Raw genomic sequence first — 24,710 nt, forward strand, 5'->3', positions numbered from 1 at the left:
TTCTCTAGTATGACTAGTGATTTCAAACTCAAACCTGGAAAGTCTTTTCCAGGTTTTTTTGGTATAATAAAAGGGAAGAGACAGTGACTCAAATGGAGGTTTGCTATGGAGAAAACAAAAGCCTTTCTTGAAGCGCACTACAAGAGATATATCTTTACGATTTGCCTTCTCTGGTTCCTCATGTTTTTCCTTCCTTGGGATTGGCATATAGGAGGAGTTTCAATTTATTATTTCGTTATGAAAAAACTCTTTGTGGTTTTTGGAGTTTTATCCATCCTATACTCCGTGCTGATTAAAAAAATCAGTCTCCTCATCTTTGGCATCATCTTTTGCTTGGCCTTCTGGATCAATCTCTTTTGGTATTTTGGGATATTGCCTATATTCTTGGGAAATTAAACATTAACAAATGAAGGACTAGACTAGCTTCTAGTCCTTTTTTCTTCCTTATTGAAATAGTTGGAGATATAAAAATAATTTTGTTGACGGGCTGTCTGTATGATATAATAAGTCCCGTAAAAAGAAGATTAAGGGATTTGAAAAATGGCTAAAAAAGTAAAAGATTATTATGACTTGGCTTATGCTAGAGATTTGAGTCGACGGTTGAAAGAAGTGTCCCCTGCATTTGATGGACAAAAGTTTAGGTTGTTGGTAGAAAAAGACTTGGAAGAGTTGGAGTTTAGCCAGCGTCAAGAACTCTTGGCTAAAAGTATCAAAGATTGCCTTCCCCTATCTTATGAGGACTCTCTCAAGGTTTTTGAGAAAATTTTGGGTCCTGAGTTAAAGGGTGGTTTAGGTATGTTCTCAGAAGGATATTGGCTTTGGCCAATCGGAAAATATGTAGAGCTATATGGAGACAAGGAATTTGAATTGAGCGCGGCCTTTAGTAAGGAACTAACCAAGCGATTTACTGGAGAATTTTCTATGAGGCCCTTGCTGGCTCGCTATCCTAAGGCTACAATGACTTTGCTGTTAGAATGGAGTCAGGATGAAAATTTGCGCGTTCGCAGACTTGCCAGCGAATGTATGCGTATCCGTCTGCCTTGGGCTAAGAGACAAACCGTGGTATTGGATTATTTTGAGGATTTCACCACTATTCTGACCAATCTAAAGGATGATAGAGATAAGTCTATTCAAAAAAGTGTAGCCAATAATCTAAATGATTTGTACAAGGAAGACCCTGATAAGTTTGAAAAGATTCTTCAAACTTGGCAAAAGGAGGAGCTAAGTCCAAGTTGTGCTTGGATCATCAAGCATGCCTCACGAACAAAAAACAAAAAGGTAGCCACAGAAGATTGATGCAAAAAAAGCTGAATTTTGACTGGCCTTTTCCGTTGTAAATTAAGGATTCTTTCTTGAAAAATAATGGTAAATATGCTAAAATTAAAAGAACATTCTAAAATATTCAGAATAAAAAGTAAGGAAAATCATGGCTAATATTTTAAAAACGATTATTGAAAATGATAAAGGGGAACTTCGTCGTCTGGAAAAGATGGCTGATAAGGTTCTTAACTATGAGAGCCAAATGGCTGCAATGTCAGACGAAGAACTAAAAGCGAAAACTGACGAATTTAAAGAGCGGTACAATAAGGGTGAATCACTTGATTCATTGCTATATGAGGCTTTTGCGGTAGTACGTGAAGCAGCAAAACGTGTCCTTGGGCTTTTCCCTTATAAGGTTCAGGTCATGGGTGGGATTGTTCTTCACCATGGTGACGTTCCAGAGATGCGTACTGGTGAAGGGAAGACCTTGACAGCGACCATGCCAGTATACCTCAATGCCCTTGCAGGTAAAGGGGTTCACGTAGTTACAGTCAATGAATACCTAACAGAACGTGACGCGACTGAAATGGGTGAATTGTACTCATGGCTCGGTTTGTCAGTAGGGATTAACTTGGCAGCCAAATCTCCAATGGAGAAAAAAGAGGCATACCTTTGCGATATTACCTACTCAACCAACTCAGAGATTGGTTTCGACTACCTTCGTGATAACATGGTCGTTCGTGCAGAAAACATGGTGCAACGTCCACTCAATTATGCCTTGGTCGATGAGGTTGACTCAATTTTGATCGACGAAGCTCGTACACCATTGATCGTTTCAGGTGCCAACGCAGTTGAAACAAGCCAACTCTACCATATGGCGGACCACTTCGTGAAATCTTTGGACAAGGACGACTATATCATTGACGTTCAGTCTAAGACGATCGGTTTGTCAGATTCTGGTATTGACAAGGCTGAAAGCTACTTCAAACTAGAAAATCTCTACGACATTGAAAATGTGGCTCTTACTCACTTTATCGACAATGCCCTCCGTGCCAACTATATCATGATTCTCGATATCGACTATGTGGTTAGTGAAGAGCAGGAAATCTTGATTGTCGACCAATTTACAGGTCGTACCATGGAAGGTCGTCGTTACTCTGATGGTTTGCACCAAGCGATTGAAGCAAAAGAAGGTGTGCCAATCCAAGACGAGACCAAGACTTCAGCTTCTATCACCTACCAAAACCTCTTCCGTATGTATAAGAAATTGGCAGGTATGACAGGTACTGGTAAAACAGAAGAAGAAGAATTCCGCGAAATATATAACATTCGTGTTATCCCAATCCCTACTAACCGTCCAATCCAACGTATTGACCACTCAGACCTTCTTTATGCAAGTCTTGATGCGAAATTTAAGGCTGTTGTTGAAGATGTAAAAGCTCGTTACCAAAAAGGTCAGCCGGTCTTGGTAGGTACAGTTGCCGTTGAAACGAGTGACTTCCTTTCTAAGAAATTGGTAGCAGCAGGTGTTCCTCACGAAGTCTTGAATGCGAAGAACCACTACAGAGAAGCGCAAATCATCATGAACGCTGGTCAACGTGGTGCCGTTACCATCGCAACCAACATGGCCGGTCGTGGTACCGACATCAAGCTTGGTGAAGGAGTTCGTGAACTTGGTGGTCTTTGCGTCATTGGTACAGAGCGTCACGAAAGTCGCCGTATTGATAATCAGCTTCGTGGACGTTCAGGACGTCAAGGAGACCCAGGTGAGTCACAATTCTACTTGTCTCTTGAAGATGATTTGATGAAACGTTTCGGTTCAGAACGTTTGAAAGGTGTCTTTGAACGTCTCAATATGTCTGACGAAGCCATCGAATCTCGCATGTTGACGCGTCAAGTTGAAGCAGCTCAAAAACGTGTCGAAGGAAATAACTACGACACTCGTAAACAAGTCCTTCAATACGATGATGTTATGCGTGAACAACGTGAAATCATCTATGCACAACGTTATGATGTTATTACTGCAGATCGTGACTTGGCACCAGAAATCCATGCTATGATCCGTCGTACCATTGGACGTATCGTGGATGCGCATGCACGTTCTAAGGAAGATGAAAAATTGGAAGCAATCCTGAACTTCGCTAAGTATAACTTGCTTCCAGAAGATTCAATTAGCCGTTCAGATCTTGCAGGTTTGTCAGACCAAGCTATCAAAGATGAACTTTTCCAACGTGCCTTGAAAGTCTATGACAGCCAAGTTGCTAAGCTTCGTGACGAAGATGCAGTGAAAGAATTCCAAAAAGTCTTGATTCTACGTGTTGTAGACAACAAGTGGACAGACCATATCGACGCCCTTGACCAGTTACGAAATGCTGTTGGTCTTCGTGGATATGCCCAAAACAATCCTGTTGTAGAATATCAAGCAGAAGGTTTCCGCATGTTTAACGACATGATTGGATCGATTGAATTCGATGTGACCCGCTTGATGATGAAAGCACAAATCCATGAACAAGAACGTCCGCAAACTGAACACAATATCAGTACAACTGCGACTCGTAATATCGCAGCGCAGCAGGCAAGCCTTCCAGAAGATTTGGACTTGAGCCAAATCGGACGGAACGACCAATGCCCATGTGGATCAGGTAAGAAATTCAAGAACTGTCATGGTAAGAGACAATAATATGAGATAAGATACAGGCGGATACCTGGTAAAAATCATTTTTTGCTTGGTGTCCGTTTGCTTTATAAGGAGATGAATCATGGTATTTACAGCTAAAAGTCCTAAAATTAACATTGAAGAAGTTCGCGCCTTGTCTAAATTAGAGGGAGCGGCTCTTGCGAGAAAAAATCAACGTGATCAGGAATTGGAAGCCATCATCCGTGGGGAAGACCAGCGTATTCTCTTGGTGATTGGACCATGTTCATCTGATAACGAAGAGGCGGTTCTCGAGTATGCCAAGCGTCTATCTGCTTTGCAAGAAGAGGTCAAAGAACGTATTTTTATGGTCATGCGTGTCTATACGGCTAAACCTCGTACCAATGGAGATGGCTATAAGGGCTTGATTCATCAACCAAATGCGACAGAAGCTCCTAGCTTGATCAATGGGATCAAGGCTGTTCGTCAGCTCCACTACCGCGTGATTACCGAGACGGGAATGACAACAGCGGATGAGATGCTTTATCCTGAAAATCTTCCGCTGGTGGATGATTTGATTTCTTATATGGCTGTTGGAGCTCGTTCTGTAGAGGATCAACAGCACCGTTTTGTAGCGAGTGGAGCAGATTTCTCGACAGGATTTAAAAATCCCACATCTGGAAATCTCAATGTCATGTTTAACGGGATTTATGCAGCACAAAATAAACAGAGTTTCCTCTTCCTCGGTAAAGAGGTGGAAACAACGGGGAATCCATTGTCCCACGCCATTCTTCGTGGCGCCTTGAATGAATACGGGAAAAATATTCCCAACTACTACTATGATAATTTGATGGATACCATTGATCAGTATGAAAAGATGGGCTTGGAAAATCCCTTTATCATCATCGATACCAATCATGACAATTCAGGCAAGCAATACATGGATCAAATCCGTATCGTTCGTCAGACCTTGATCAACCGTGACTGGAATGAGAAGATCAAAAAATATGTTCGTGGTTTTATGATTGAGTCCTATCTAGAAGATGGACGTCAAAATGAGCCAGAAGTTTTTGGTAAGTCCATTACAGATCCGTGTCTCGGATGGGACAACACAGAAGCACTTGTTCGCGAAATTTACCAAACGCTAGGAGAGTAAGATGGCATTTATCGAAAAAGGTCAAGAAATTGATATTGAAGCAATCAAGGCTGCGACCCAGTTGTCACCTGAAGCCTTGCGAAAGAAAGAAGCTCGCGATAGAGAGTTGGCAGCCATCATCTCGGGTGAGGACGATCGTATCCTTTTGGTGATGGGGCCGTGCTCTTCTGACAATGAAGAAGCAGTGCTTGAATATGCTCGTCGCTTAGCAGACTTGCAGAAAAAAGTTGCGGATAAAATCTTTATCGTGATGCGTGTCTATACGGCTAAACCTCGTACTAATGGAGATGGCTATAAGGGCATGATTCATCAACCAAATACCAGCGAAGCGCCTAGTCTTATCAATGGTTTGCAGGCTGTTCGTCAGCTACACTACCGAGTGATTACCGAAACTGGATTGACAACAGCTGATGAGATGCTTTATCCGTCAAATCTCGTTTTGGTTGATGATCTGGTCAGCTACCATGCTGTAGGAGCTCGTTCAGTAGAAGACCAGGAACATCGCTTTGTAGCTTCTGGGATTGATGCTCCGGTTGGGATGAAAAATCCAACATCTGGAAATCTCGGGGTCATGTTTAATGCCATCTATGCGGCTCAAAACAAGCAAACCTTCCTTTACCATGGCCAAGAAGTGGAAACTTCAGGAAATCCTTTGGCCCACGTTATCCTTCGTGGTGCCATGAACGAATATGGTAAAAATGAACCCAATTTCTACTATGAAACCCTCTTAAATGCCATCAATCGCTATGAGACTATGGGACTTGAAAATCCCTTCATTATCATCGATACCAATCATGACAATTCTGGCAAGCAGTATATGGAACAAATTCGCATTGTACGCCAAGCCTTGCTGAATCGTGACTGGAATGAAAAGATTAAAAAGACGGTTCGAGGCTTTATGATCGAATCTTACCTAGCAGACGGTCGCCAAAATCAACCAGAGGTTTTTGGTTGCTCCATAACTGACCCTTGTCTAGGTTGGGAAAATACAGTAGCCTTGGTAGAAGAAATTTATACCACCTTAACAAAATAAGTGAAAAGGATGGAGTTGGGGGAATCTCAGCTCCTTTTATGAGTATGATAGTTGGACACGGAATTGACATCGAAGAATTGGCTTCGATAGAAAACGCAGTTACACGACGTGAGGGCTTTGCTAAGCGCGTGCTGACCCCTAAAGAAATGGAGCGTTTTGCCAGTCTCAAAGGGCGTAGACAGATCGAATACTTGGCAGGTCGCTGGTCGGCTAAGGAGGCCTTTTCCAAGGCTATGGGAACTGGTATTGGCAAACTGACCTTTCAGGATTTGGAAGTTTTGAACAATGAACGAGGGGCTCCTTATTTTAGTCAGTCGCCATTTTCAGGAAAGATTTGGCTGTCAATCAGCCATACAGATCAGTTTGTGACAGCCAGTGTCATTTTGGAGGAAAATCATGAAAGCTAGTCCACATAGACCAACCAAGGCTCTGATATATCTGGGAGCTATTCGACAAAATATTCAGCAAATGGGGGCTCAAATCCCTGAAGGAACGCTCAAGTGGGCAGTGGTCAAGGCCAATGCCTATGGTCATGGGGCAGTTGCCGTTGCAACGGCGATTCAAGATGATGTTGATGGATTTTGTGTTTCCAATATTGATGAAGCTATTGAACTTCGTCTGGCTGGACTTAGCAAGAAAATCCTCATTTTAGGAGTTTCTGAAATCGAAGCTGTTTCTCTGGCTAAAGAATACGACATCACCTTGACAGTGGCAGGATTGGAGTGGATTCAAGCTCTCTTAGCTAGGGAGACAGATTTATATGGCTTGACTGTTCACCTCAAGATTGACTCAGGGATGGGACGGATTGGTTTCCGAGATTCCAGTGAGGCAGAGCAGGCTCAAGCCTTGCTCCAACAACACGGTGCTCGTGTTGAGGGGATTTTTACCCACTTTGCTACTGCAGATGAAGAATCAGATGCCTATTTTAATACCCAGTTAGAACGATTTAAAGCTATTTTGGCAAGTATGAAGGAAGTCCCAGAGCTGGTTCATGCCAGCAACTCGGCAACGACCCTCTGGCATGCAGAGACTATTTTCAATGCAGTCCGTATGGGAGACGCTATGTATGGCCTGAATCCCAGCGGAGAGGTTTTGGACCTGCCTTACGACCTGACACCAGCCTTGACCTTGCAATCTGCCCTTGTTCATGTCAAAACAGTTCCAGCTGGAGCTTGCATGGGCTATGGGGCGACCTATCAGGCGGATAGCGAACAAATCATCGCGACTGTGCCAATCGGCTATGCGGATGGTTGGACAAGAGACATGCAGAACTTCTCCGTCTTGGTGGATGGGCAAGCTTGCCCAATCGTCGGCAGGGTTTCGATGGACCAAATCACTATTCGATTGCCTAAGGTTTACCCGCTAGGGACCAAGGTAACCTTGATTGGCTCCGATGGTGACCAGGAAATCACAGCTACTCAGGTAGCGGCCTACCGTGGAACTATTAACTATGAGGTGGTTTGTCTCCTCAGCGATCGCATTCCACGAGAATATTATTAAAACAAAGAAAGGAGGGGGAGCATGAATCTACACCAACCCTTGCATGTCTTGCCTGGTGTGGGACCAAAGTCAGCAGAGAAATATGCCAAACTAGGAATTGAAAACTTGCAAGACCTCTTGCTCTACTTTCCTTTCCGTTATGAAGATTTCAAGACCAAGCAAGTCCTAGAGCTGGAAGATGGTGAAAAGGCTGTTCTTTCTGGTCAGGTAGTAACTCCTGCCAGTGTCCAGTATTATGGTTTTAAGCGTAATCGCTTGCGTTTTAGCCTTAAGCAGGGAGAAGTCGTTTTTGCGGTTAATTTCTTTAACCAGCCTTATCTAGCTGATAAGATAGAATTGGGAGCAACGCTTGCCGTTTTTGGCAAATGGGATCGTGCTAAGGCCAGTCTGACTGGGATGAAGGTTCTGGCTCAGGTGGAGGACGACCTCCAGCCCGTCTATCGTCTGGCTCAAGGAATCAGTCAGGCAGGGCTGGTCAAGGTGATCAAGACAGCCTTTGATCAGGGGTTGGACCTCTTGATAGAGGAAAATCTTCCCCAGTCTTTACTTGATAAATACAAACTCATGTCTCGTTGCCAGGCAGTTCGTGCTATGCATTTTCCTAAAGATTTGGCAGAATACAAGCAGGCCCTTCGCCGTATCAAGTTTGAGGAACTCTTTTATTTTCAGATGCAGTTGCAGACACTCAAGTCTGAAAATAGAGTTCAAGGAAGCGGTCTTGTTCTGAACTGGTCTCGGGAAAAAGTGACTGCCGTTAAAGAAAATCTGCCTTTTGCCCTGACTCAAGCTCAAGAAAAGAGTCTGCAGGAGGTTTTGACCGACATGAAGTCCGACCACCACATGAATCGTCTCCTGCAAGGAGATGTAGGGAGCGGAAAGACGGTGGTTGCTGGCTTGGCCATGTTTGCGGCGGTGACGGCTGGCTACCAGGCTGCTCTCATGGTACCGACAGAAATCCTAGCAGAGCAACACTTTGAGAGTTTGCAGAACCTTTTTCCAGACTTGAAACTCGCCCTCTTGACAGGTTCCTTAAAAGTTGCAGAAAAAAGAGAAGTCTTAGAAACAATTGCCAAGGGTGAGGCCGATTTGATTATCGGAACCCATGCTTTGATACAAGATGGGGTGGATTATGCTCGTCTTGGTTTGATTATCATCGATGAGCAGCACCGTTTTGGCGTGGGGCAAAGGCGGATTTTACGGGAAAAAGGAGACAATCCAGATGTCCTCATGATGACGGCGACTCCCATTCCACGGACGCTTGCTATCACAGCATTTGGCGATATGGATGTTTCCATTATCGACCAGATGCCAGCAGGACGGAAACCTATTGTGACGCGTTGGATTAAGAATGAGCAGCTGCCTCAGGTCTTGACTTGGTTAGAGGGGGAAATCCAAAAAGGTTCTCAAGCCTACGTCATCTCTCCCTTGATTGAAGAATCTGAAGCTCTGGATCTGAAAAATGCCATTGCCTTATCTGAGGAGTTGACAGCTCATTTTGCAGGAAAGGCAGAGGTTGCTCTTCTACATGGTAAAATGAAGAGTGATGAAAAAGACCAGATTATGCAGGAGTTCAAAGAGAGAAAAACGGATATTCTGGTTTCTACGACGGTTATCGAGGTTGGAGTCAATGTCCCCAATGCGACCGTCATGATTATCATGGATGCCGATCGGTTCGGTCTCAGTCAACTCCATCAGCTCAGAGGTCGTGTGGGTCGGGGAGACAAGCAGTCCTATGCGGTTCTCGTTGCCAATCCCAAGACCGAGTCAGGGAAGGACCGCATGCGCATCATGACAGAAACCACCAACGGATTTGTCCTTGCGGAGGAGGATTTGAAAATGCGCGGATCTGGTGAGATTTTTGGAACCAGACAGTCAGGTCTGCCAGAGTTTCAAGTGGCTGATATTATCGAAGATTTTCCAATTTTAGAAGAAGCCAGGAAGGTTGCCAGCTACATTAGTTCAATAGAAGGATGGCGAGATGATCCGGAGTGGCGGATGATTGCTCTCCACCTAGAAAAAAGAGAACATCTGGATTAAGCCTTTTCTAAGAAATCTATAAGCTAGCTTTTAGGTTTGGGCCTTATACTAGAGTCATCAAAAAGAAACGAGGACTCTCACATGACGATTAAAGTAACCTACCAAAAGAAATTTCAAACCGTCAAACTAGAGAAAGGAGCTAGCACCTATTGATACACGAAGAGCGGAAACGCTCTTTTTATTTTTAAAACTACTTTCAGACGATAGGTTTAAGGAAAGAGAATCTAAAATCACTTTCTGTTTATCTTTCTTTCTTGCATTGCTTTCCTAGATATGCTAGAGTTATGATAGCGATTACAAAACTAAAGGAGCATGCTATGAAAAATCCAGCTTTGTTAGAAGAAATCAAGACCTATCTAGGACGGGATGAGGTTCCAGAAGACTTTGATACTTTTTGGGATGAGGAAGTCAAAAAAGTTTCCACACTTCCAGCCTACCAGTTGGAGGAAAGAGATTTCCATATTCCCCAAGTCAAGTGCTATGAGCTAACCTTTGAAGGAACCAATGAAGGCAAGGTCTACGCACGGGTCGTCCTGCCAAAGAGTGAGGAGAAAGTTCCGTTAATCTTCCACTTTCATGGTTATATGGGACGTGGTTGGGACTGGACCGACATGCTGGCCTTCACTGTGGCTGGTTACGGTGTTGTTTCCATGGACGTTCGTGGCCAGTCGGGCTATTCTCAAGACGGCTTACGCTCTCCACTTGGAAATACGGTGAAAGGGCATATCATCCGTGGTGCTGTTGAGGGTCGTGAACATCTCTTTTATAAGGATGTTTATCTGGATATTTACCAGTTGGTTGAAATTATTGCTAGTCTGCCACAGGTGGATGAGAAAAGACTTTCTAGCTATGGTGCCTCACAAGGCGGTGCTTTAGCCCTGGTTGCAGCAGCGCTCAATCCTCGGATTCAGAAAACAGTTGCCATCTATCCTTTCTTGTCAGACTTTAGACGAGTGCTTGAGATTGGCAATACCAGTGAAGCCTATGACGAACTTTTCCGTTATTTCAAGTTCCACGATCCCTTCCATGAAACAGAGGAGGAAATCATGGCGACTCTTGCCTATATCGATGTGAAGAATCTTGCCCATCGTATCAAAGGAGAGGTCAAGATGATTACGGGCTTGGATGACGATGTTTGCTATCCTATTACCCAGTTTGCGATTTACAACCGTCTGACCTGCGATAAGGCCTATCGCATCATGCCTGAGTATGCCCATGAAGCCATGAATGTTTTTGTCAATGACCAAGTCTACAACTGGCTCTGTGGCAGTGAGATTCCTTTTAAGTATGTAAAATAATGAATGAGAGAGCCCAGGAGCTCTCTTTTTTATGTCCAAAACCTGAAAGTACTTTTAGAAAATTTAAAATATTAAAATGTTCTTAAAAGTAAAATCTATTCTGCAGGAACACAGATATAAATATAAGACTTTATTGTATAATAAAGGAAAAGTCACTTATGAAAGGAGGAAAAAGGCTGCTGGGCGCTTAAAGAATGGCTCAGCAGAAAATGGGAGAGGATTGGGAGCTCTCATTAAGTTGGATACTTTCTTGTAAAACTTGTCTCTTGAAGAGACAATAAAAATTTTTAAAGAAAAAAGAAAGCGCTTTATTTTTATGAAAATGAAAGGACAAACATGAATTACAACTCTTTACATCGGAAACAGCGATACGGAATTCGAAAATTTGCAGTTGGTGCGGCATCGGTAGTGATTGGGACAGTAGTATTTGGAGCAAATCCAGTCTTAGCTCAAGAGCAAGCCAATGCAGCAGGGGCCAATACAGAAACTGTCGAATCTGGTCAAGGATTATCAGAATTGCCAAAAGAAGTGTCCTCGGGAGATCTTGCTCATTTGGATAAGGATTTGGCTGGCAAATTGGCAGCAGCTCAAGACAATGGCGTTGAGGTGGACCAAGATCATTTGAAAAAAAATGAGAGTGTAGAATCAGAAACCCCATCCTCTACGGAAACCCCTGCAGAAGAAGCAAATAAGGAAGAGGAATCAGAGGATCAGGGTGCTATTCCTCGTGACTATTACTCAAGAGATTTAAAAAATGCTAATCCTGTCCTTGAAAAAGAAGATGTTGAAACCAATGCAGCAAATGGTCAGAGAGTTGATTTATCAAATGAACTAGACAAACTAAAGCAACTAAAAAATGCTACAGTTCACATGGAGTTCAAACCAGATGCATCAGCTCCACGTTTTTACAATCTCTTCTCGGTATCCAGTGACACCAAGGAAAATGAGTACTTTACTATGTCGGTCCTTGATAATACAGCTCTTATTGAAGGGCGTGGCGCTAACGGGGAGCAGTTCTATGATAAGTATACAGATGCTCCTTTGAAAGTTCGCCCTGGACAATGGAATTCCGTGACCTTTACTGTCGAACAACCGACAACGGAGTTACCTCATGGTCGAGTTCGTCTCTATGTGAACGGTGTCTTATCTCGAACAAGTCTAAAATCTGGGAACTTCATTAAAGATATGCCAGATGTTAATCAAGCTCAACTTGGAGCAACCAAACGAGGCAATAAAACAGTTTGGGCATCAAACCTACAAGTTCGAAACCTAACTGTTTATGATCGTGCTTTAAGCCCAGATGAAGTTCAAACACGGAGTCAATTATTTGAAAGAGGTGAATTGGAACAGAAACTTCCTGAGGGAGCAAAAGTCACTGAGAAAGAAGACGTCTTTGAAGGTGGTAGGAACAATCAACCAAATAAAGATGGTATCAAGAGTTATCGTATCCCAGCTCTTCTCAAGACAGATAAAGGAACGCTGATTGCAGGAACGGATGAAAGACGTTTGCACCATTCTGACTGGGGAGATATTGGGATGGTTGTTCGTCGCAGCTCAGATAATGGAAAAACATGGGGAGACCGAATCGTAATCTCAAATCCTCGTGACAATGAGCACGCTAAACATGCAGATTGGCCATCTCCAGTTAATATTGATATGGCCTTGGTACAAGACCCTGAAACAAAGAGAATTTTTGCAATTTATGACATGTTCCTTGAAAGTAAGGCAGTATTTTCTCTGCCAGGGCAAGCTCCGAAAGCTTATGAACAAGTGGGAGATAAAGTTTATCAAGTTTTATATAAGCAAGGAGAATCAGGTCGCTATACGATTCGAGAAAACGGAGAGGTTTTCGATCCTCAAAATAGAAAGACAGATTATCGTGTTGTCGTTGGCCCTAAAAAACCAGCCTATAGCGATAAGGGAGATTTGTATAAAGGGAACGAACTAATCGGGAATATTTATTTTGAGTATAGTGAGAAGAATATTTTTAGAGTTTCCAATACCAACTACCTATGGATGTCCTACAGTGATGACGATGGGAAGACTTGGTCTGCACCAAAAGATATTACTCATGGGATTCGGAAAGATTGGATGCACTTCCTAGGAACTGGACCTGGTACTGGGATTGCCTTACGTACAGGACCTCATAAGGGAAGACTGGTGATTCCAGTTTATACAACAAACAACGTTTCCTACCTAAATGGTTCACAATCATCTCGTGTAATTTATTCAGATGATCATGGTGAAACATGGCAAGCAGGGGAAGCAGTTAATGATAACCGCCCAGTAGGCAACCAAACCATTCATTCTTCAACTATGAATAATCCAGGTGCCCAAAATACGGAGTCGACTGTTGTTCAGTTGAATAATGGGGATCTCAAGCTCTTTATGCGTGGGTTGACTGGTGATCTTCAGGTTGCGACCAGTCATGATGGGGGAGCAACGTGGGATAAGGAAATCAAACGATATCATCAAGTAAAAGACGTTTATGTTCAAATGTCCGCTATTCACACCATGCATGAAGGAAAGGAATACATTCTACTCAGCAATGCTGGTGGCCCTGGACGAAACAATGGTTTAGTTCACCTGGCTCGTGTTGAGGCGAATGGTGAGTTGACGTGGCTAAAACACAATCCTATACAAAGTGGTAAGTTTGCGTACAACTCACTCCAAGAACTCGGAAATGGCGAATATGGTTTGCTTTATGAGCATGCGGATGGCAATCAAAACGATTATACTTTATCCTATAAGAAATTCAACTGGGATTTCTTGACCAAGGAAAGAATTTCTCCTAAAGAAGCAAAAGTGAAATATGCTATCCAAAAATGGCCAGGTATTATTGCCATGGAGTTCGATTCGGAAGTATTGGTCAACAAGGCTCCGACCCTTCAATTGGCAAATGGCAAGACAGCAACCTTCATGACCCAATACGATACAAAAACTCTCTTATTTACTGTGGATCCAGAAGATATGGGTCAAAGAATTACAGGTCTAGCTGAGGGTGCAATTGAAAGCATGCACAATTTACCAGTTTCTTTAGCTGGCTCTAAACTAAGCGATGGTATTAATGGCAGTGAAGCTGCTATCCATGAGGTTCCAGAGTTCGCAGGTGGTGTTAATGCTGAGGAAGCCCCAGTGGCAGAGATACCAGAGTACACTGGACCATTGGCAACAGTAGGAGAAGAACCAGCTCCAACAGTAGAAAAACCTGAATTCACAGGAGGTGTTAATGCTGAGGAAGCCCCAGTGGCAGAGATGACAGAGTACACCGGTCCATTAGCAACAGTAGGTGAAGAAGCAGCGCCAACAGTTGAAAAGCCTGAATTTACAGGTGGGGTCAACGCTGTTGAGGCGGCAGTCCATGAACTGCCAGAGTTTAAAGGTGGTGTCAATGCGGTCCTAGCAGCCTCAAACGAGCTTCCTGAATATAGAGGAGGCGCTAACTTTGTCTTGGCAGCTTCAAATGACCTACCAGAGTACGTAGGTGGCGTCAATGGCGCTGAGGCAGCAGTTCATGAAGTGCCAGAGTACAAGGGAGACACCAATCTAGTATTAGCAGCTGCAGACAACAAACTATCTCTAGGACAAGATGTTACCTATCAAGCTCCAGCAGTTAAGCAAACGGGTCTACCAAATACTGGAAGCAAGGAAACAAGCTCACTGATTTCCCTTGGTCTTGCAGGTGTTCTTTTATCCTTGTTTGCATTTGGCAAGAAGAGAAAAGAATAGTAAGCAAAAGCTATTTGAATAAGTCTCAGAAGAGATAGCAGGTTTTTCAGCCTGCTATCTTTCTTTATTACATTCAGGTTGATTCGAAATCATAAGAAGTCTGAAACTACTTTCAGGATAGTCTGTTCTATAAAATAGTTTTGAAACTGAAATCTATTCTATCACAATCTATTGAAAGCGCTTAACAAATGATATATAATAAGCCCATAGAAGAAAGAAAGGGAGGAAAGAGGATGCCACAGATCAGCAAAGAAGCCTTGATTGAACAGATCAAAGATGGAATCATTGTCTCTTGCCAGGCACTTCCTCACGAACCGCTTTATACAGAAGCGGGAGGGGTTATCCCCTTGCTAGTCAAAGCGGCTGAGCAAGGTGGAGCAGTCGGTATCCGAGCAAACAGTGTTCGTGATATCAAGGAGATCAAGGAGGTTACGAAACTCCCTATTATCGGGATCATCAAACGTGACTATCCGCCACAGGAGCCATTCATTACAGCTACTATGAAAGAAGTTGATGAATTGGCTGAACTAGACATTGAGGTCATTGCTCTGGATTGTACCAAACGTGAACGATACGACGGTTTGGAAATTCAGGACTTTATCCGACAAGTCAAAGAAAAGTATCCACATCAACTCTTAATGGCTGATACTAGCACTTTTGAAGAAGGAATAGCAGCAGTCGAAGCAGGGATTGATTTTGTTGGAACAACTCTATCAGGTTATACTTCTTATAGTCCGAAAGTAGATGGTCCAGACTTTGAACTAATAAAAAAACTCTGCGATGCCGGTGTGGATGTCATAGCTGAAGGAAAAATTCATACACCAGAACAAGCCAAACAAATTCTTGAATATGGGGTACGAGGTATTGTTGTCGGTGGAGCTATTACTAGACCAAAAGAGATTACGGAACGCTTTGTTGCCGGTCTTAAATAATACAATCTCAAAACAGAGGAGAGTGGTCGATGCGTCGGATAAAATGAAAACGTATACAAATAGAAGCTTACTCACTATCCAATATGGACACGCTTAACAATTAGGAGAATACAAATGAAATTTAGAAAACTAGCTTGTACAGTACTTGCAGGTGCTGCGATTCTTGGCCTTGCGGCTTGTGGTAACTCTGGTGGAAGTAAAGATGCTGGAAAATCAGGAAGCGATAGCGGAAAAACAGAAATCACTTGGTGGGCATTCCCAGTCTTCACACAAGAAAAGACTGGCGATGGTGTTGGAACTTATGAAAAATCAATCATCGAAGCTTTCGAAAAAGCAAATCCAGATGTAAAAGTGAAATTGGAAACTATCGACTTCAAGTCAGGACCTGAAAAGATTACAACAGCCATCGAAGCAGGAACAGCGCCAGACGTACTCTTTGACGCACCAGGACGTATCATCCAATACGGTAAAAATGGTAAATTGGCTGAGTTGAACGACCTCTTCACAGACGAATTCGTCAAAGATGTCAATAATGAAAACATCGTACAAGCAAGTAAGGCTGGAGATAAAGCTTACATGTATCCAATCAGTTCAGCTCCATTCTACATGGCCATGAACAAGAAAATGTTGGAAGATGCTGGAGTTGCAAACCTTGTAAAAGAAGGTTGGACAACTGATGACTTTGAAAAAGTTTTGAAAGCGCTTAAAGATAAAGGATATACACCAGGTTCATTGTTCAGTTCTGGTCAAGGGGGAGACCAAGGAACACGTGCCTTCATCGCAAACCTTTATGGCGGTTCTGTAACAGACAAAGATGTAACAAAATATACAACAGACGATCCTAAATTCGTCAAAGGTCTTGAAAAAGCTGCTAGCTGGATCAAGGACGGTCTATTGAACAACGGTTCACAATTTGACGGTGGAGCAGACATCCAAAACTTTGCGAATGGTCAAACATCATACACAATCCTTTGGGCACCAGCTCAAAACGGTATCCAAGCGAAACTCTTGGAAGCAAGTAAGGTAGATGTGGTAGAAGTACCATTCCCATCAGACTCTGGTAAACCATCTCTTGAATACCTTGTAAACGGATTTGCAGTATTTAACAACAAAGACGATAAGAAAATCGCAGCTGCTAAGAAATTCGTTCAATTCATCGCAGATGACAAAGAATGGGGTCCTAAAGACGTAGTTCGTACAGGTGCCTTCCCAGTTCGTACTTCATTTGGCAAACTTTATGAAGATAAACGTATGGAAACAATCAGTGGCTGGACTAAATACTACTCACCATACTACAACACTATCGATGGATTTGCTGAAATGAGAACACTTTGGTTCCCAATGTTGCAATCTGTATCAAATGGTGACGAAAAACCAGCGGATGCTTTGAAAGCCTTCACTGAAAAAGCTAACGAAACAATCAAAAAAGCTACAAAACAATAAGCACTAAGTCAGATTGATTCCCCCCTTTTCCCTGTGCACTATGGTGTAAGAAAAGGGGGACTTTTGTTTGAAATGGTAGGAACTGTCACGAAATTAAAATGAAGTTCTTACATAAGCGAATCTTAAAAAATTTCATTTTGGTTTTAAAACAGTTCAAGAAAATCAAAAACTATTCTATTTGAAAGAGAGGTGCCGACTGTGAAAGTCAATAAAATTCGTATGCGGGAAACAGTGATTTCCTACGCTTTCCTAGCACCAGTGTTATTCTTCTTTGTCATCTTTGTCTTGGCTCCTATGATTATGGGATTCATTACAAGTTTCTTTAACTACTCCATGACTAAATTTGAGTTTGTGGGCTTGGACAACTACATTCGCATGTTTAAAGACCCTGTCTTTGTGAAGTCTTTGATCAATACCGTTATCCTGGTTATTGGATCTGTTCCGATTGTGGTTCTCTTCTCGCTCTTTGTAGCATCTCAAACCTATCATCAAAATGCCATTGCCCGTTCTTTCTATCGTTTCGTCTTCTTCCTTCCTGTAGTTACAGGTAGTGTTGCCGTAACGGTTGTATGGAAATGGATCTATGACCCCCTATCAGGGATTCTAAACTTTGTCCTTAAGTCAAGCCATATCATCAGCCAAAATATTTCTTGGCTGGGTGACAAAAACTGGGCTTTGCTAGCGATTATGATCATCCTTTTGACAACATCTGTTGGTCAACCGATTATTCTTTATATCGCTGCCATGGGGAATATTGACAACTCACTTGTTGAAGCAGCGCGTGTAGACGGTGCGACTGAATTCCAAGTCTTCTGGAAGATCAAATGGCCTAGCCTTCTTCCAACAACTCTTTACATCGCGATTATTACGACTATCAACTCATTCCAATGTTTCGCTTTGATTCAGCTCTTGACTTCTGGTGGTCCAAACTACTCAACAAGTACCTTGATGTACTACCTATACGAAAAAGCCTTCCAATTGACAGAGTACGGCTATGCCAATACCATCGGTGTCTTCTTGGCAGTGATGATTGCAATTGTCAGCTTTGCTCAATTCAAGATTCTCGGAAACGACGTAGAATACTAAAGAAAGGAGACAGTTATGCAACCTACACAAAAGAAACCCTTAACAGCTTTCACTGTTATTTCAACGATTATCTTGCTCTTGTTGACCGTACTGTTCATCTTTCCATTCTACTGGATCTTGACAGGGGCCTTCAAATCACAGCCTGATACCATTATGATTCCGCCACAGTGGTTCCCTAAAATGCCAACCATGGAGAACTTCCAACAACTCATGGTGCAAAACCCTGCTATGCAGTGGATGTGGAACTCTGTATTTATCTCACTGGTAACCATGTTCCTAGTGTGTGCAACCTCTTCTCTAGCAGGTTATGTCTTGGCTAAAAAACGTTTCTATGGTCAGCGCATTCTCTTTGCAGTCTTTATCGCTGCCATGGCGCTTCCAAAACAAGTTGTCCTTGTACCATTGGTACGTATCGTTAACTTCATGGGAATTCACGATACTCTTTGGGCAGTGATTTTGCCTTTGATCGGATGGCCATTTGGGGTATTCCTTATGAAACAATTCAGTGAAAATATCCCTACAGAATTGCTTGAATCAGCTAAAATCGACGGTTGTGGTGAGATCCGTACCTTCTGGAGCGTAGCCTTCCCTATCGTGAAACCAGGATTTGCAGCCCTTGCAATCTTTACCTTCATCAATACTTGGAACGACTACTTTATGCAGTTGGTTATGTTGACTTCACGTCAAAACTTAACCATCTCACTCGGGGTTGCGACCATGCAGGCCGAAATGGCAACCAACTATGGTTTGATCATGGCGGGTGCAGCTCTTGCAGCCGTGCCAATCGTAACCGTCTTCCTTGTCTTCCAAAAATCCTTCACTCAGGGTATCACTATGGGAGCGGTCAAAGGTTAAGAAAAGTAAATTAGTGTATCAAGATTGCAGAAGTGGTCTTGGCATACTATGGAAATATAGAGTTATAAGTGTCTACAAAATGGAGAGTATGCAGTTACTTCGTGAAGTTTTGTCAGACACTTATAAACTTAAGAATGAACTCTTTTCATGATACTAGTTAGAGTAGGTTCGTTTTATGGTGGCTATTTCCCGCTTTAGTGGTATCTAAGTTAAGCATCTTACGCTTATCTTAGACGGAATTTTTGAGACTGACGATGAAAGAGCAAAAGGCTCAAAAATTAGGAATGAAATACCGAAGGAATTTGCTTCCGTCCGCACTATTACAGGGAGATAGAGAAAGGATAATTCGAAACTGAAAAATAGTAACTATCAGAAACGAAGGAAACAGTATGATTTTTGACGATTTGAAAAACATCGCCTTTTACAAGGGAATCCATCCCAATCTCGATAAGGCTATTGATTATCTCTATGAGCATCGTAAAGATACTTTTGAATTAGGCAAATACGATATTGATGGAGATAAGGTCTTCCTAGTTGTACAGGAAAATGTTCTCAACAAAGAAGAAAATGATCGCTTTGAGCACCATAAAAACTATGCAGACTTGCATTTGTTAGTTGAAGGACATGAATATTCTAGCTACGGTTCTCGCATTAAAGATGAGGCTGTAGCTTTTGATGAAGCCAGCGATATTGGCTTTGTTCATTGTCACGAACATTACCCACTTTTGTTGGGATATCACAATTTTGCAGTTTTCTTCCCAGGAGAACCTCACCAGCCAAATGGCTACGCAGGGATGGAAGAAAAAGTTCGCAAATATCTCTTTAAAATTTTGATTGATTAAAAGAATCAGGAGGAGCAAACATGGCACAAAAAGGAGTAAGCCTTATCAAGGCAGCATTTGATACAGATAATTTTCTCATGCGTTTCAGTGAGAAGGTCTTGGATATCGTGACAGCCAATCTTCTTTTTGTTGTCTCTTGTTTGCCAATCGTGACGATTGGAGTGGCTAAAATAAGCCTCTACCAAACCATGTTTGAGATTAAGAGAAGCAGGCGAGTACCTGTTTTCAGAACCTATCTGAGAGCTTTCAAGCAAAATCTAAAACTGGGGCTTCAGTTGGGTTTGCTAGAGTTGGGCATAGTTTTGCTAAGTCTTTTAGACCTCTATCTTTTCTGGGGCCAGACAGCTTTACCTTTCCAGATTGTGAAAGCTATTTGTTTGGGTATTCTCATTTTTCTCACTCTCGTGATGCTGGCTAGTTATCCCATTGCTGCGCGCTATGATTTGTCTTGGAAAGAAGTGCTGCAAAAAGGGCTTATCTTGGCAAGTTTTAACTTTCCTTGGTTCTTCCTCATGTTAGCCATTCTCTTTCTCATTGTGATGGTTCTTTATCTATCCGCCTTCACTCTCCTTTTGGGTGGGTCAACTTTTATCCTCTTTGGTTTTGGTTTGCTGGTCTTTCTCCAAGCAGGATTGATGGAGAAAATTTTCGCCAAATACCAGTAGAATGGCTCGTCCCTGAAACTACTTTCAATCGTTACAGTTTCTAAAATACAAGTAGAAACTAAAATCTAAGTGTATACAAGATATTGAAAGCGATTTTCACAAGGTGTATACTAAACTTGTAAAAAATAGAACTGCTCTCAGCAGAAAAAAAGAAATCTTAGGAGAAAATATATGTCAGATTTGAAAAAATACGAAGGTGTCATTCCAGCCTTCTACGCATGTTATGATGATCAAGGAGAGGTCAGTCCAGAGCGTACGCGTGCCTTGGTTCAATACTTCATTGATAAGGGAGTTCAAGGTCTCTATGTCAATGGTTCTTCTGGTGAATGTATCTACCAAAGTGTAGAGGACCGCAAGTTGATTTTGGAAGAAGTCATGGCAGTTGCTAAAGGCAAATTGACTATTATCGCTCACGTAGCTTGTAATAATACTAAAGACAGTATTGAACTTGCTCGCCATGCGGAAAGCTTGGGAGTAGATGCTATCGCAACAATCCCACCTATTTACTTCCGTTTGCCTGAGTATTCAGTTGCCAAATACTGGAATGACATTAGTGCTGCAGCTCCAAACACAGACTACGTAATTTATAATATTCCTCAGTTAGCAGGTGTTGCTTTGACTCCAAGTCTCTACACTGAAATGTTGAAGAATCCACGTGTTATCGGTGTTAAGAACTCTTCTATGCCAGTTCAAGATATCCAAACCTTTGTCAGCCTTGGTGGAGAAGACCACATCGTATTCAATGGTCCAGATGAACAGTTCCTAGGTGGTCGCCTCATGGGTGCTAAGGCTGGTATCGGTGGTACTTATGGTGCGATGCCAGAACTCTTCTTGAAACTCAATGAGTTGATTGCTGAGAAAGATTTGGAAACAGCGCGTGAATTGCAATACGCTATCAATGCAATCATTGGCAAACTCACTGCTGCACATGGAAATATGTACGGTGTCATCAAAGAAGTCTTGAAGATCAATGAAGGCTTGAACATTGGATCAGTTCGTTCACCATTGACGCCAGTGACTGAAGAAGATCGACCAGTTGTAGAAGCAGCTGCAGCCTTGATTCGTGAAACCAAGAAGCGCTTCCTCTAATCCATAAGGAGGTATTTATGACACACTACGTTGCAATTGATATCGGTGGAACCAACATCAAATATGGTTTGATTGACCAAGAAGGCCAACTTGTTGAATCGCATGAAATGCCAACCGAGGCGCATAAGGGTGGACCTCATATCTTACAAAAGACAAAAGATATCGTAGCCAGCTATTTAGAAAAAGGCCCAGTAGCAGGTGTTGCCATTTCTTCTGCAGGAATGGTGGATCCTGATAAGGGGGAAATTTTCTACGCTGGTCCTCAGATTCCCAACTATGCAGGAACCCAGTTCAAGAAGGAAATCGAGACGAGTTTTAATATTCCTTGCGAGATTGAGAATGACGTCAATTGTGCAGGTCTGGCTGAGGCAGTATCTGGTTCAGGCACGGGAGCGAGTGTCACTCTTTGCTTGACCATTGGAACCGGTATCGGTGGTTGCTTGATTATGGGTGGGAAGGTCTTCCATGGATTTAGTAATTCAGCCTGCGAAGTTGGTTATATGCACATGCAGGATGGAGCTTTTCAGGATCTTGCTTCTACGACAGCCTTAGTAGAATATGTAGCAGTAGCTCATGGAGATCCAGTTGACCAGTGGAATGGCCGACGCATTTTCAAGGAAGCTACTGAAGGAAACAAGATTTGTATGGCTGGTATTGACCGCATGGTAGACTACCTTGGGAAAGGTCTGGCAAATATTTGCTACGTTGCCAATCCAGAAGTGGTCATTCTCGGTGGCGGGATCATGGGGCAAGAGGCTATTCTCAAACCGAAGATCCGCACAGCCTTGAAGGCGGCCTTGGTGCCAAGCCTAGCTGAAAAAACACGATTAGAATTTGCCCATCACCAAAATACAGCAGGAATGTTGGGAGCCTATTATCATTTTATACTCAATGAAAATCAAAAAGCAAAGTAGGAAGCTAGCCGTAGGCAGTACTTGAGTACGGCAAGGTGAAGCTGACGTGGTTTGAATTTGATTTTCGAAGAGTATCAAAACAAAACAATCCTAGTTTGGAACTATAGAATTAAGAAAAACACTGAATCACTATTTGAGTGAAAACTGTTTTGCTTAATTCTTTTTTTATTGAAAAATTTGAGCCAAAGGAGGTAATCGTGAGAAACTAGGAGAAAATAACCGCCTTGTATGAAAGGTTAATGCGAGATGATGAACTACAAGGCGAGAGCAATTCTATCATCCATTTAATTGATATTTAGCTTGACTAAATGGGAAAATGTGGAAAAATGATATAATGAGATGGACGAAAAATTGACAAATTAGAATTTGTAGAGGTGAGAAAAATGTAATGGCAACCTATTCACCTGAAGTCGAAATCATATAAAATTACGAGGAGATTGTAAGATGAGTAATTATATAAAATTAAATGAAGATAGATGGAATAATGTAAAAAACGACTATACTGAGCCATTGACACATGAAGAATTAGAAGAAGCTAGAAAGCATCCAATTTCTGTCGCCTTAACTGTGGGGAAAAAAGTTCCGACAGAATGGTTTGAAAAAGCCAAGGGAAAAAAGATATTAGGTTTAGCTTGTGGTGGTGGCCAGCAGGGTCCGGTTTTTGCTGCAAAAGGTTATGATGTCACCATCATGGATTTTTCTAAATCGCAATTAGAAAGAGATGAGATGGTTGCAAAACGAGAAGGCTTAAAAATCAATACCGTTCAAGGCGATATGACAAAACCATTTCCATTTGAAAATGAAACTTTTGATATTATTTTTAATCCAGTTTCAAATGTATATATAGAAGATTTAGAAAACATGTATAAAGAAGCCTCTCGCGTATTGAAAAAGGGCGGTTTGTTAATGGTCGGATTTATGAATCCTTGGATCTACATGTATGATGCTGACACTGTATGGGACAAACCTGATGAGGAATTACAGTTAAAGTTTTCACTACCTTTTAATTCAAGAGAGCTTGAAGAGGAAGGCAAAATCACCATCAATCCAGAATATGGATATGAATTTAGCCATACCTTAGAAAGTCAGATTAGAGGACAACTAAAAAACGGCCTCGCTATGATCGATTTTTATGAATCGTGTGACAAAAGACATCGATTATCACGGTATGGAAATGACTACATCGCTACACTTTGCATTAAACTATGATATTATAGAAGGTACTTCTGAAGAATAGCTCGTTTTATTTTACGATTAGAATTTGCCCATCACCAAAATACCGCAGGGATGTTGGGTGCCTATTATCATTTCAAAACAAAACAATCCTAGTTTGGTTCAACCAAACTAGGATTTTCTAACGCGTTTTTGTCTACGATAGCCGTTGAGCTTTTTATTTTCCCAATAGCTGTTAAAGATTTTTTCTTTGCTCTCGCGATTGATTTCTAAAAAGTAGGCATAAATCAAATCTATTAAAATGAGCATAGGGAGTTGAGCGGAAATACGCTGGATGTAAGAAGATTGACTATGGCTTGCCACAAGGACTGTTTCGGTATAGGCCTGACTATTTTTATTTGGGGCGCTGGTAAAGAGAATGGTCTTGGCACCCATTTCCTTGGCATCCAACAAACTATCGAGGACGGATTGGGTAGTGCCTGATAGGGAAAAACCAAGTACCAGACAATTTTCATCCATGATACTAGTCGTCCAAGCAAAGCCATCCTGATCGGTCAAAGCTTCACAGACAACACCTAGACGCATAAAGCGCAGTTTCATCTCACGGGCAATCAGACCAGAACTTCCCGTCCCAAAAAAGTAAACTCGTTCTGCGTCATCGATTAATTGGGCGACGCGTTCCAGTTGTTCTTCGTCAATCAAATCCTGTGTTTGTTCTCGCATGATACTGTAGCTTCGTAAAACACGTTTGGTCAAAGGACTGTGTTTGTGCGAATGAGTGTCCTGTTTACTAGCCTGATGTTGGTATTGAAAGACGAACTCTCGGTAGCCTGTAAAACCACACTTTTTGGCAAAGCGGGTCAAGGCTGCTTGGGAGATATGTAATTTCTGGGTAACTTGCTGAGAAGAGAGATCATCTTGGATCGTTTCAGTTTGCAAAAAATAGCGAGCGATTTCTTGCTCGAGCTCGGTTAATTCTTCAAAATGGAGATCGATTATGGTTGCGATATCTGGCTTGTTCATGAGGCTCCTTTTTATGAGTCAAAGTCTTAAAAGCTAACGC

The 24,710-nt window shown here is 42.2% G+C and carries 20 protein-coding genes; 19 read left to right on the plus strand and 1 reads right to left on the minus strand.

The genetic code is table 11. The features are described 5' to 3' along the window. Window positions 1-105 precede the first annotated feature (105 nt). From D8844_RS04080 to D8844_RS04180, 19 genes are all read left to right on the plus strand, one after another. Entirely contained in the window at window positions 106-396 is a 291-nt protein-coding gene (locus D8844_RS04080) for a hypothetical protein (RefSeq protein WP_049520430.1), read from the plus strand. A 144-nt stretch (window positions 397-540) separates the two neighbouring features. Further along, window positions 541-1,296 (plus strand): DNA alkylation repair protein, encoded by a 756-nt coding sequence (locus tag D8844_RS04085; protein ID WP_125422092.1) that lies wholly within the window; start codon window positions 541-543, stop codon window positions 1,294-1,296. Window positions 1,297-1,426: 130 nt separating this feature from the next. Continuing rightward, window positions 1,427-3,940, plus strand: coding sequence for a preprotein translocase subunit SecA (gene secA / locus D8844_RS04090; RefSeq protein ID WP_001284115.1), 2,514 nt, complete (start codon window positions 1,427-1,429; stop codon window positions 3,938-3,940). A gap of 79 nt (window positions 3,941-4,019) precedes the next feature. Next, window positions 4,020-5,051 (plus strand): 3-deoxy-7-phosphoheptulonate synthase, encoded by a 1,032-nt coding sequence (locus tag D8844_RS04095; protein ID WP_125422095.1) that lies wholly within the window; start codon window positions 4,020-4,022, stop codon window positions 5,049-5,051. 1 nt (window position 5,052) lies between these two features. Next, window positions 5,053-6,084, plus strand: coding sequence for a 3-deoxy-7-phosphoheptulonate synthase (locus tag D8844_RS04100; RefSeq protein ID WP_000864028.1), 1,032 nt, complete (start codon window positions 5,053-5,055; stop codon window positions 6,082-6,084). A gap of 44 nt (window positions 6,085-6,128) precedes the next feature. Further along, complete coding sequence (gene acpS, locus D8844_RS04105; RefSeq protein ID WP_057489321.1) at window positions 6,129-6,491, plus strand: holo-ACP synthase; 363 nt, start codon at window positions 6,129-6,131, stop codon at window positions 6,489-6,491. Beyond that, window positions 6,481-7,584 (plus strand): alanine racemase, encoded by a 1,104-nt coding sequence (gene alr, locus D8844_RS04110; RefSeq protein ID WP_125422098.1) that lies wholly within the window; start codon window positions 6,481-6,483, stop codon window positions 7,582-7,584. Before acpS ends, alr begins: the two co-directional genes overlap by 11 nt. A 21-nt stretch (window positions 7,585-7,605) precedes the next feature. Continuing rightward, on the plus strand, window positions 7,606-9,621 hold the full coding sequence (gene recG, locus D8844_RS04115; RefSeq protein ID WP_125422101.1) for an ATP-dependent DNA helicase RecG: 2,016 nt from the start codon (window positions 7,606-7,608) through the stop codon (window positions 9,619-9,621). A 317-nt stretch (window positions 9,622-9,938) separates the two neighbouring features. Next, window positions 9,939-10,919 (plus strand): acetylxylan esterase, encoded by a 981-nt coding sequence (locus tag D8844_RS04125; protein ID WP_125412970.1) that lies wholly within the window; start codon window positions 9,939-9,941, stop codon window positions 10,917-10,919. Window positions 10,920-11,255: 336 nt separating this feature from the next. After that, a complete protein-coding gene (locus D8844_RS04135; RefSeq protein ID WP_125422104.1) occupies window positions 11,256-14,648 on the plus strand; it encodes an SIALI-17 repeat-containing surface protein in 3,393 nt (1,130 codons plus the stop codon). A 233-nt stretch (window positions 14,649-14,881) separates the two neighbouring features. After that, window positions 14,882-15,580, plus strand: coding sequence for an N-acetylmannosamine-6-phosphate 2-epimerase (locus D8844_RS04140; protein ID WP_001135644.1), 699 nt, complete (start codon window positions 14,882-14,884; stop codon window positions 15,578-15,580). A gap of 114 nt (window positions 15,581-15,694) precedes the next feature. After that, entirely contained in the window at window positions 15,695-17,023 is a 1,329-nt protein-coding gene (locus D8844_RS04145; RefSeq protein WP_125422107.1) for an ABC transporter substrate-binding protein, read from the plus strand. Between the two features lie 219 nt (window positions 17,024-17,242). After that, window positions 17,243-18,109: a carbohydrate ABC transporter permease gene (locus D8844_RS04150; RefSeq protein WP_161801140.1), complete on the plus strand. Its 867-nt coding sequence runs from the start codon at window positions 17,243-17,245 to the stop codon at window positions 18,107-18,109. A gap of 15 nt (window positions 18,110-18,124) precedes the next feature. Next, the gene (locus D8844_RS04155) at window positions 18,125-18,964 is read left to right on the plus strand and encodes a carbohydrate ABC transporter permease (protein ID WP_001183243.1); all 840 of its coding nucleotides are present in this window, start codon (window positions 18,125-18,127) and stop codon (window positions 18,962-18,964) included. 389 nt (window positions 18,965-19,353) lie between these two features. Then, the gene (locus D8844_RS04160) at window positions 19,354-19,806 is read left to right on the plus strand and encodes a NanQ anomerase/TabA/YiaL family protein (protein ID WP_125422110.1); all 453 of its coding nucleotides are present in this window, start codon (window positions 19,354-19,356) and stop codon (window positions 19,804-19,806) included. A 20-nt stretch (window positions 19,807-19,826) separates the two neighbouring features. After that, the gene (locus D8844_RS04165) at window positions 19,827-20,471 is read left to right on the plus strand and encodes a DUF624 domain-containing protein (RefSeq protein WP_125422113.1); all 645 of its coding nucleotides are present in this window, start codon (window positions 19,827-19,829) and stop codon (window positions 20,469-20,471) included. A gap of 171 nt (window positions 20,472-20,642) precedes the next feature. Then, the gene (locus D8844_RS04170) at window positions 20,643-21,560 is read left to right on the plus strand and encodes a dihydrodipicolinate synthase family protein (protein WP_125422116.1); all 918 of its coding nucleotides are present in this window, start codon (window positions 20,643-20,645) and stop codon (window positions 21,558-21,560) included. A gap of 17 nt (window positions 21,561-21,577) precedes the next feature. Further along, window positions 21,578-22,474 carry an ROK family protein gene (locus D8844_RS04175; protein ID WP_125422119.1) on the plus strand — a complete coding sequence of 299 codons (897 nt, stop codon included), beginning with the start codon at window positions 21,578-21,580 and terminating at the stop codon, window positions 22,472-22,474. A gap of 444 nt (window positions 22,475-22,918) precedes the next feature. Then, window positions 22,919-23,683 carry a class I SAM-dependent methyltransferase gene (locus D8844_RS04180; RefSeq protein ID WP_125412978.1) on the plus strand — a complete coding sequence of 255 codons (765 nt, stop codon included), beginning with the start codon at window positions 22,919-22,921 and terminating at the stop codon, window positions 23,681-23,683. 135 nt (window positions 23,684-23,818) lie between these two features. Here D8844_RS04180 and D8844_RS04185 read toward each other — a convergent pair whose 3' ends face one another. Further along, the gene (locus D8844_RS04185) at window positions 23,819-24,670 is read right to left on the minus strand and encodes a MurR/RpiR family transcriptional regulator (RefSeq protein ID WP_070696219.1); all 852 of its coding nucleotides are present in this window, start codon (window positions 24,668-24,670) and stop codon (window positions 23,819-23,821) included. Window positions 24,671-24,710 lie beyond the last annotated feature (40 nt).

It is taken from the genome of Streptococcus oralis, from assembly GCF_003942875.1.
In the GTDB taxonomy this organism is placed as follows: Bacteria; Bacillota; Bacilli; order Lactobacillales; family Streptococcaceae; genus Streptococcus; species Streptococcus oralis_BX.

Coding starts and splice junctions, on each gene's coding strand:
- D8844_RS04080 (WP_049520430.1), top strand. CDS start 106: ATGGAGAAAACAAAAGCCTTTCTTGAAGCGCACTACAAGAGATATATC.
- D8844_RS04085 (WP_125422092.1), top strand. CDS start 541: ATGGCTAAAAAAGTAAAAGATTATTATGACTTGGCTTATGCTAGAGAT.
- secA (WP_001284115.1), top strand. CDS start 1,427: ATGGCTAATATTTTAAAAACGATTATTGAAAATGATAAAGGGGAACTT.
- D8844_RS04095 (WP_125422095.1), top strand. CDS start 4,020: ATGGTATTTACAGCTAAAAGTCCTAAAATTAACATTGAAGAAGTTCGC.
- D8844_RS04100 (WP_000864028.1), top strand. CDS start 5,053: ATGGCATTTATCGAAAAAGGTCAAGAAATTGATATTGAAGCAATCAAG.
- acpS (WP_057489321.1), top strand. CDS start 6,129: ATGATAGTTGGACACGGAATTGACATCGAAGAATTGGCTTCGATAGAA.
- alr (WP_125422098.1), top strand. CDS start 6,481: ATGAAAGCTAGTCCACATAGACCAACCAAGGCTCTGATATATCTGGGA.
- recG (WP_125422101.1), top strand. CDS start 7,606: ATGAATCTACACCAACCCTTGCATGTCTTGCCTGGTGTGGGACCAAAG.
- D8844_RS04125 (WP_125412970.1), top strand. CDS start 9,939: ATGAAAAATCCAGCTTTGTTAGAAGAAATCAAGACCTATCTAGGACGG.
- D8844_RS04135 (WP_125422104.1), top strand. CDS start 11,256: ATGAATTACAACTCTTTACATCGGAAACAGCGATACGGAATTCGAAAA.
- D8844_RS04140 (WP_001135644.1), top strand. CDS start 14,882: ATGCCACAGATCAGCAAAGAAGCCTTGATTGAACAGATCAAAGATGGA.
- D8844_RS04145 (WP_125422107.1), top strand. CDS start 15,695: ATGAAATTTAGAAAACTAGCTTGTACAGTACTTGCAGGTGCTGCGATT.
- D8844_RS04150 (WP_161801140.1), top strand. CDS start 17,243: ATGCGGGAAACAGTGATTTCCTACGCTTTCCTAGCACCAGTGTTATTC.
- D8844_RS04155 (WP_001183243.1), top strand. CDS start 18,125: ATGCAACCTACACAAAAGAAACCCTTAACAGCTTTCACTGTTATTTCA.
- D8844_RS04160 (WP_125422110.1), top strand. CDS start 19,354: ATGATTTTTGACGATTTGAAAAACATCGCCTTTTACAAGGGAATCCAT.
- D8844_RS04165 (WP_125422113.1), top strand. CDS start 19,827: ATGGCACAAAAAGGAGTAAGCCTTATCAAGGCAGCATTTGATACAGAT.
- D8844_RS04170 (WP_125422116.1), top strand. CDS start 20,643: ATGTCAGATTTGAAAAAATACGAAGGTGTCATTCCAGCCTTCTACGCA.
- D8844_RS04175 (WP_125422119.1), top strand. CDS start 21,578: ATGACACACTACGTTGCAATTGATATCGGTGGAACCAACATCAAATAT.
- D8844_RS04180 (WP_125412978.1), top strand. CDS start 22,919: ATGAGTAATTATATAAAATTAAATGAAGATAGATGGAATAATGTAAAA.
- D8844_RS04185 (WP_070696219.1), bottom strand. CDS start 24,670: ATGAACAAGCCAGATATCGCAACCATAATCGATCTCCATTTTGAAGAA.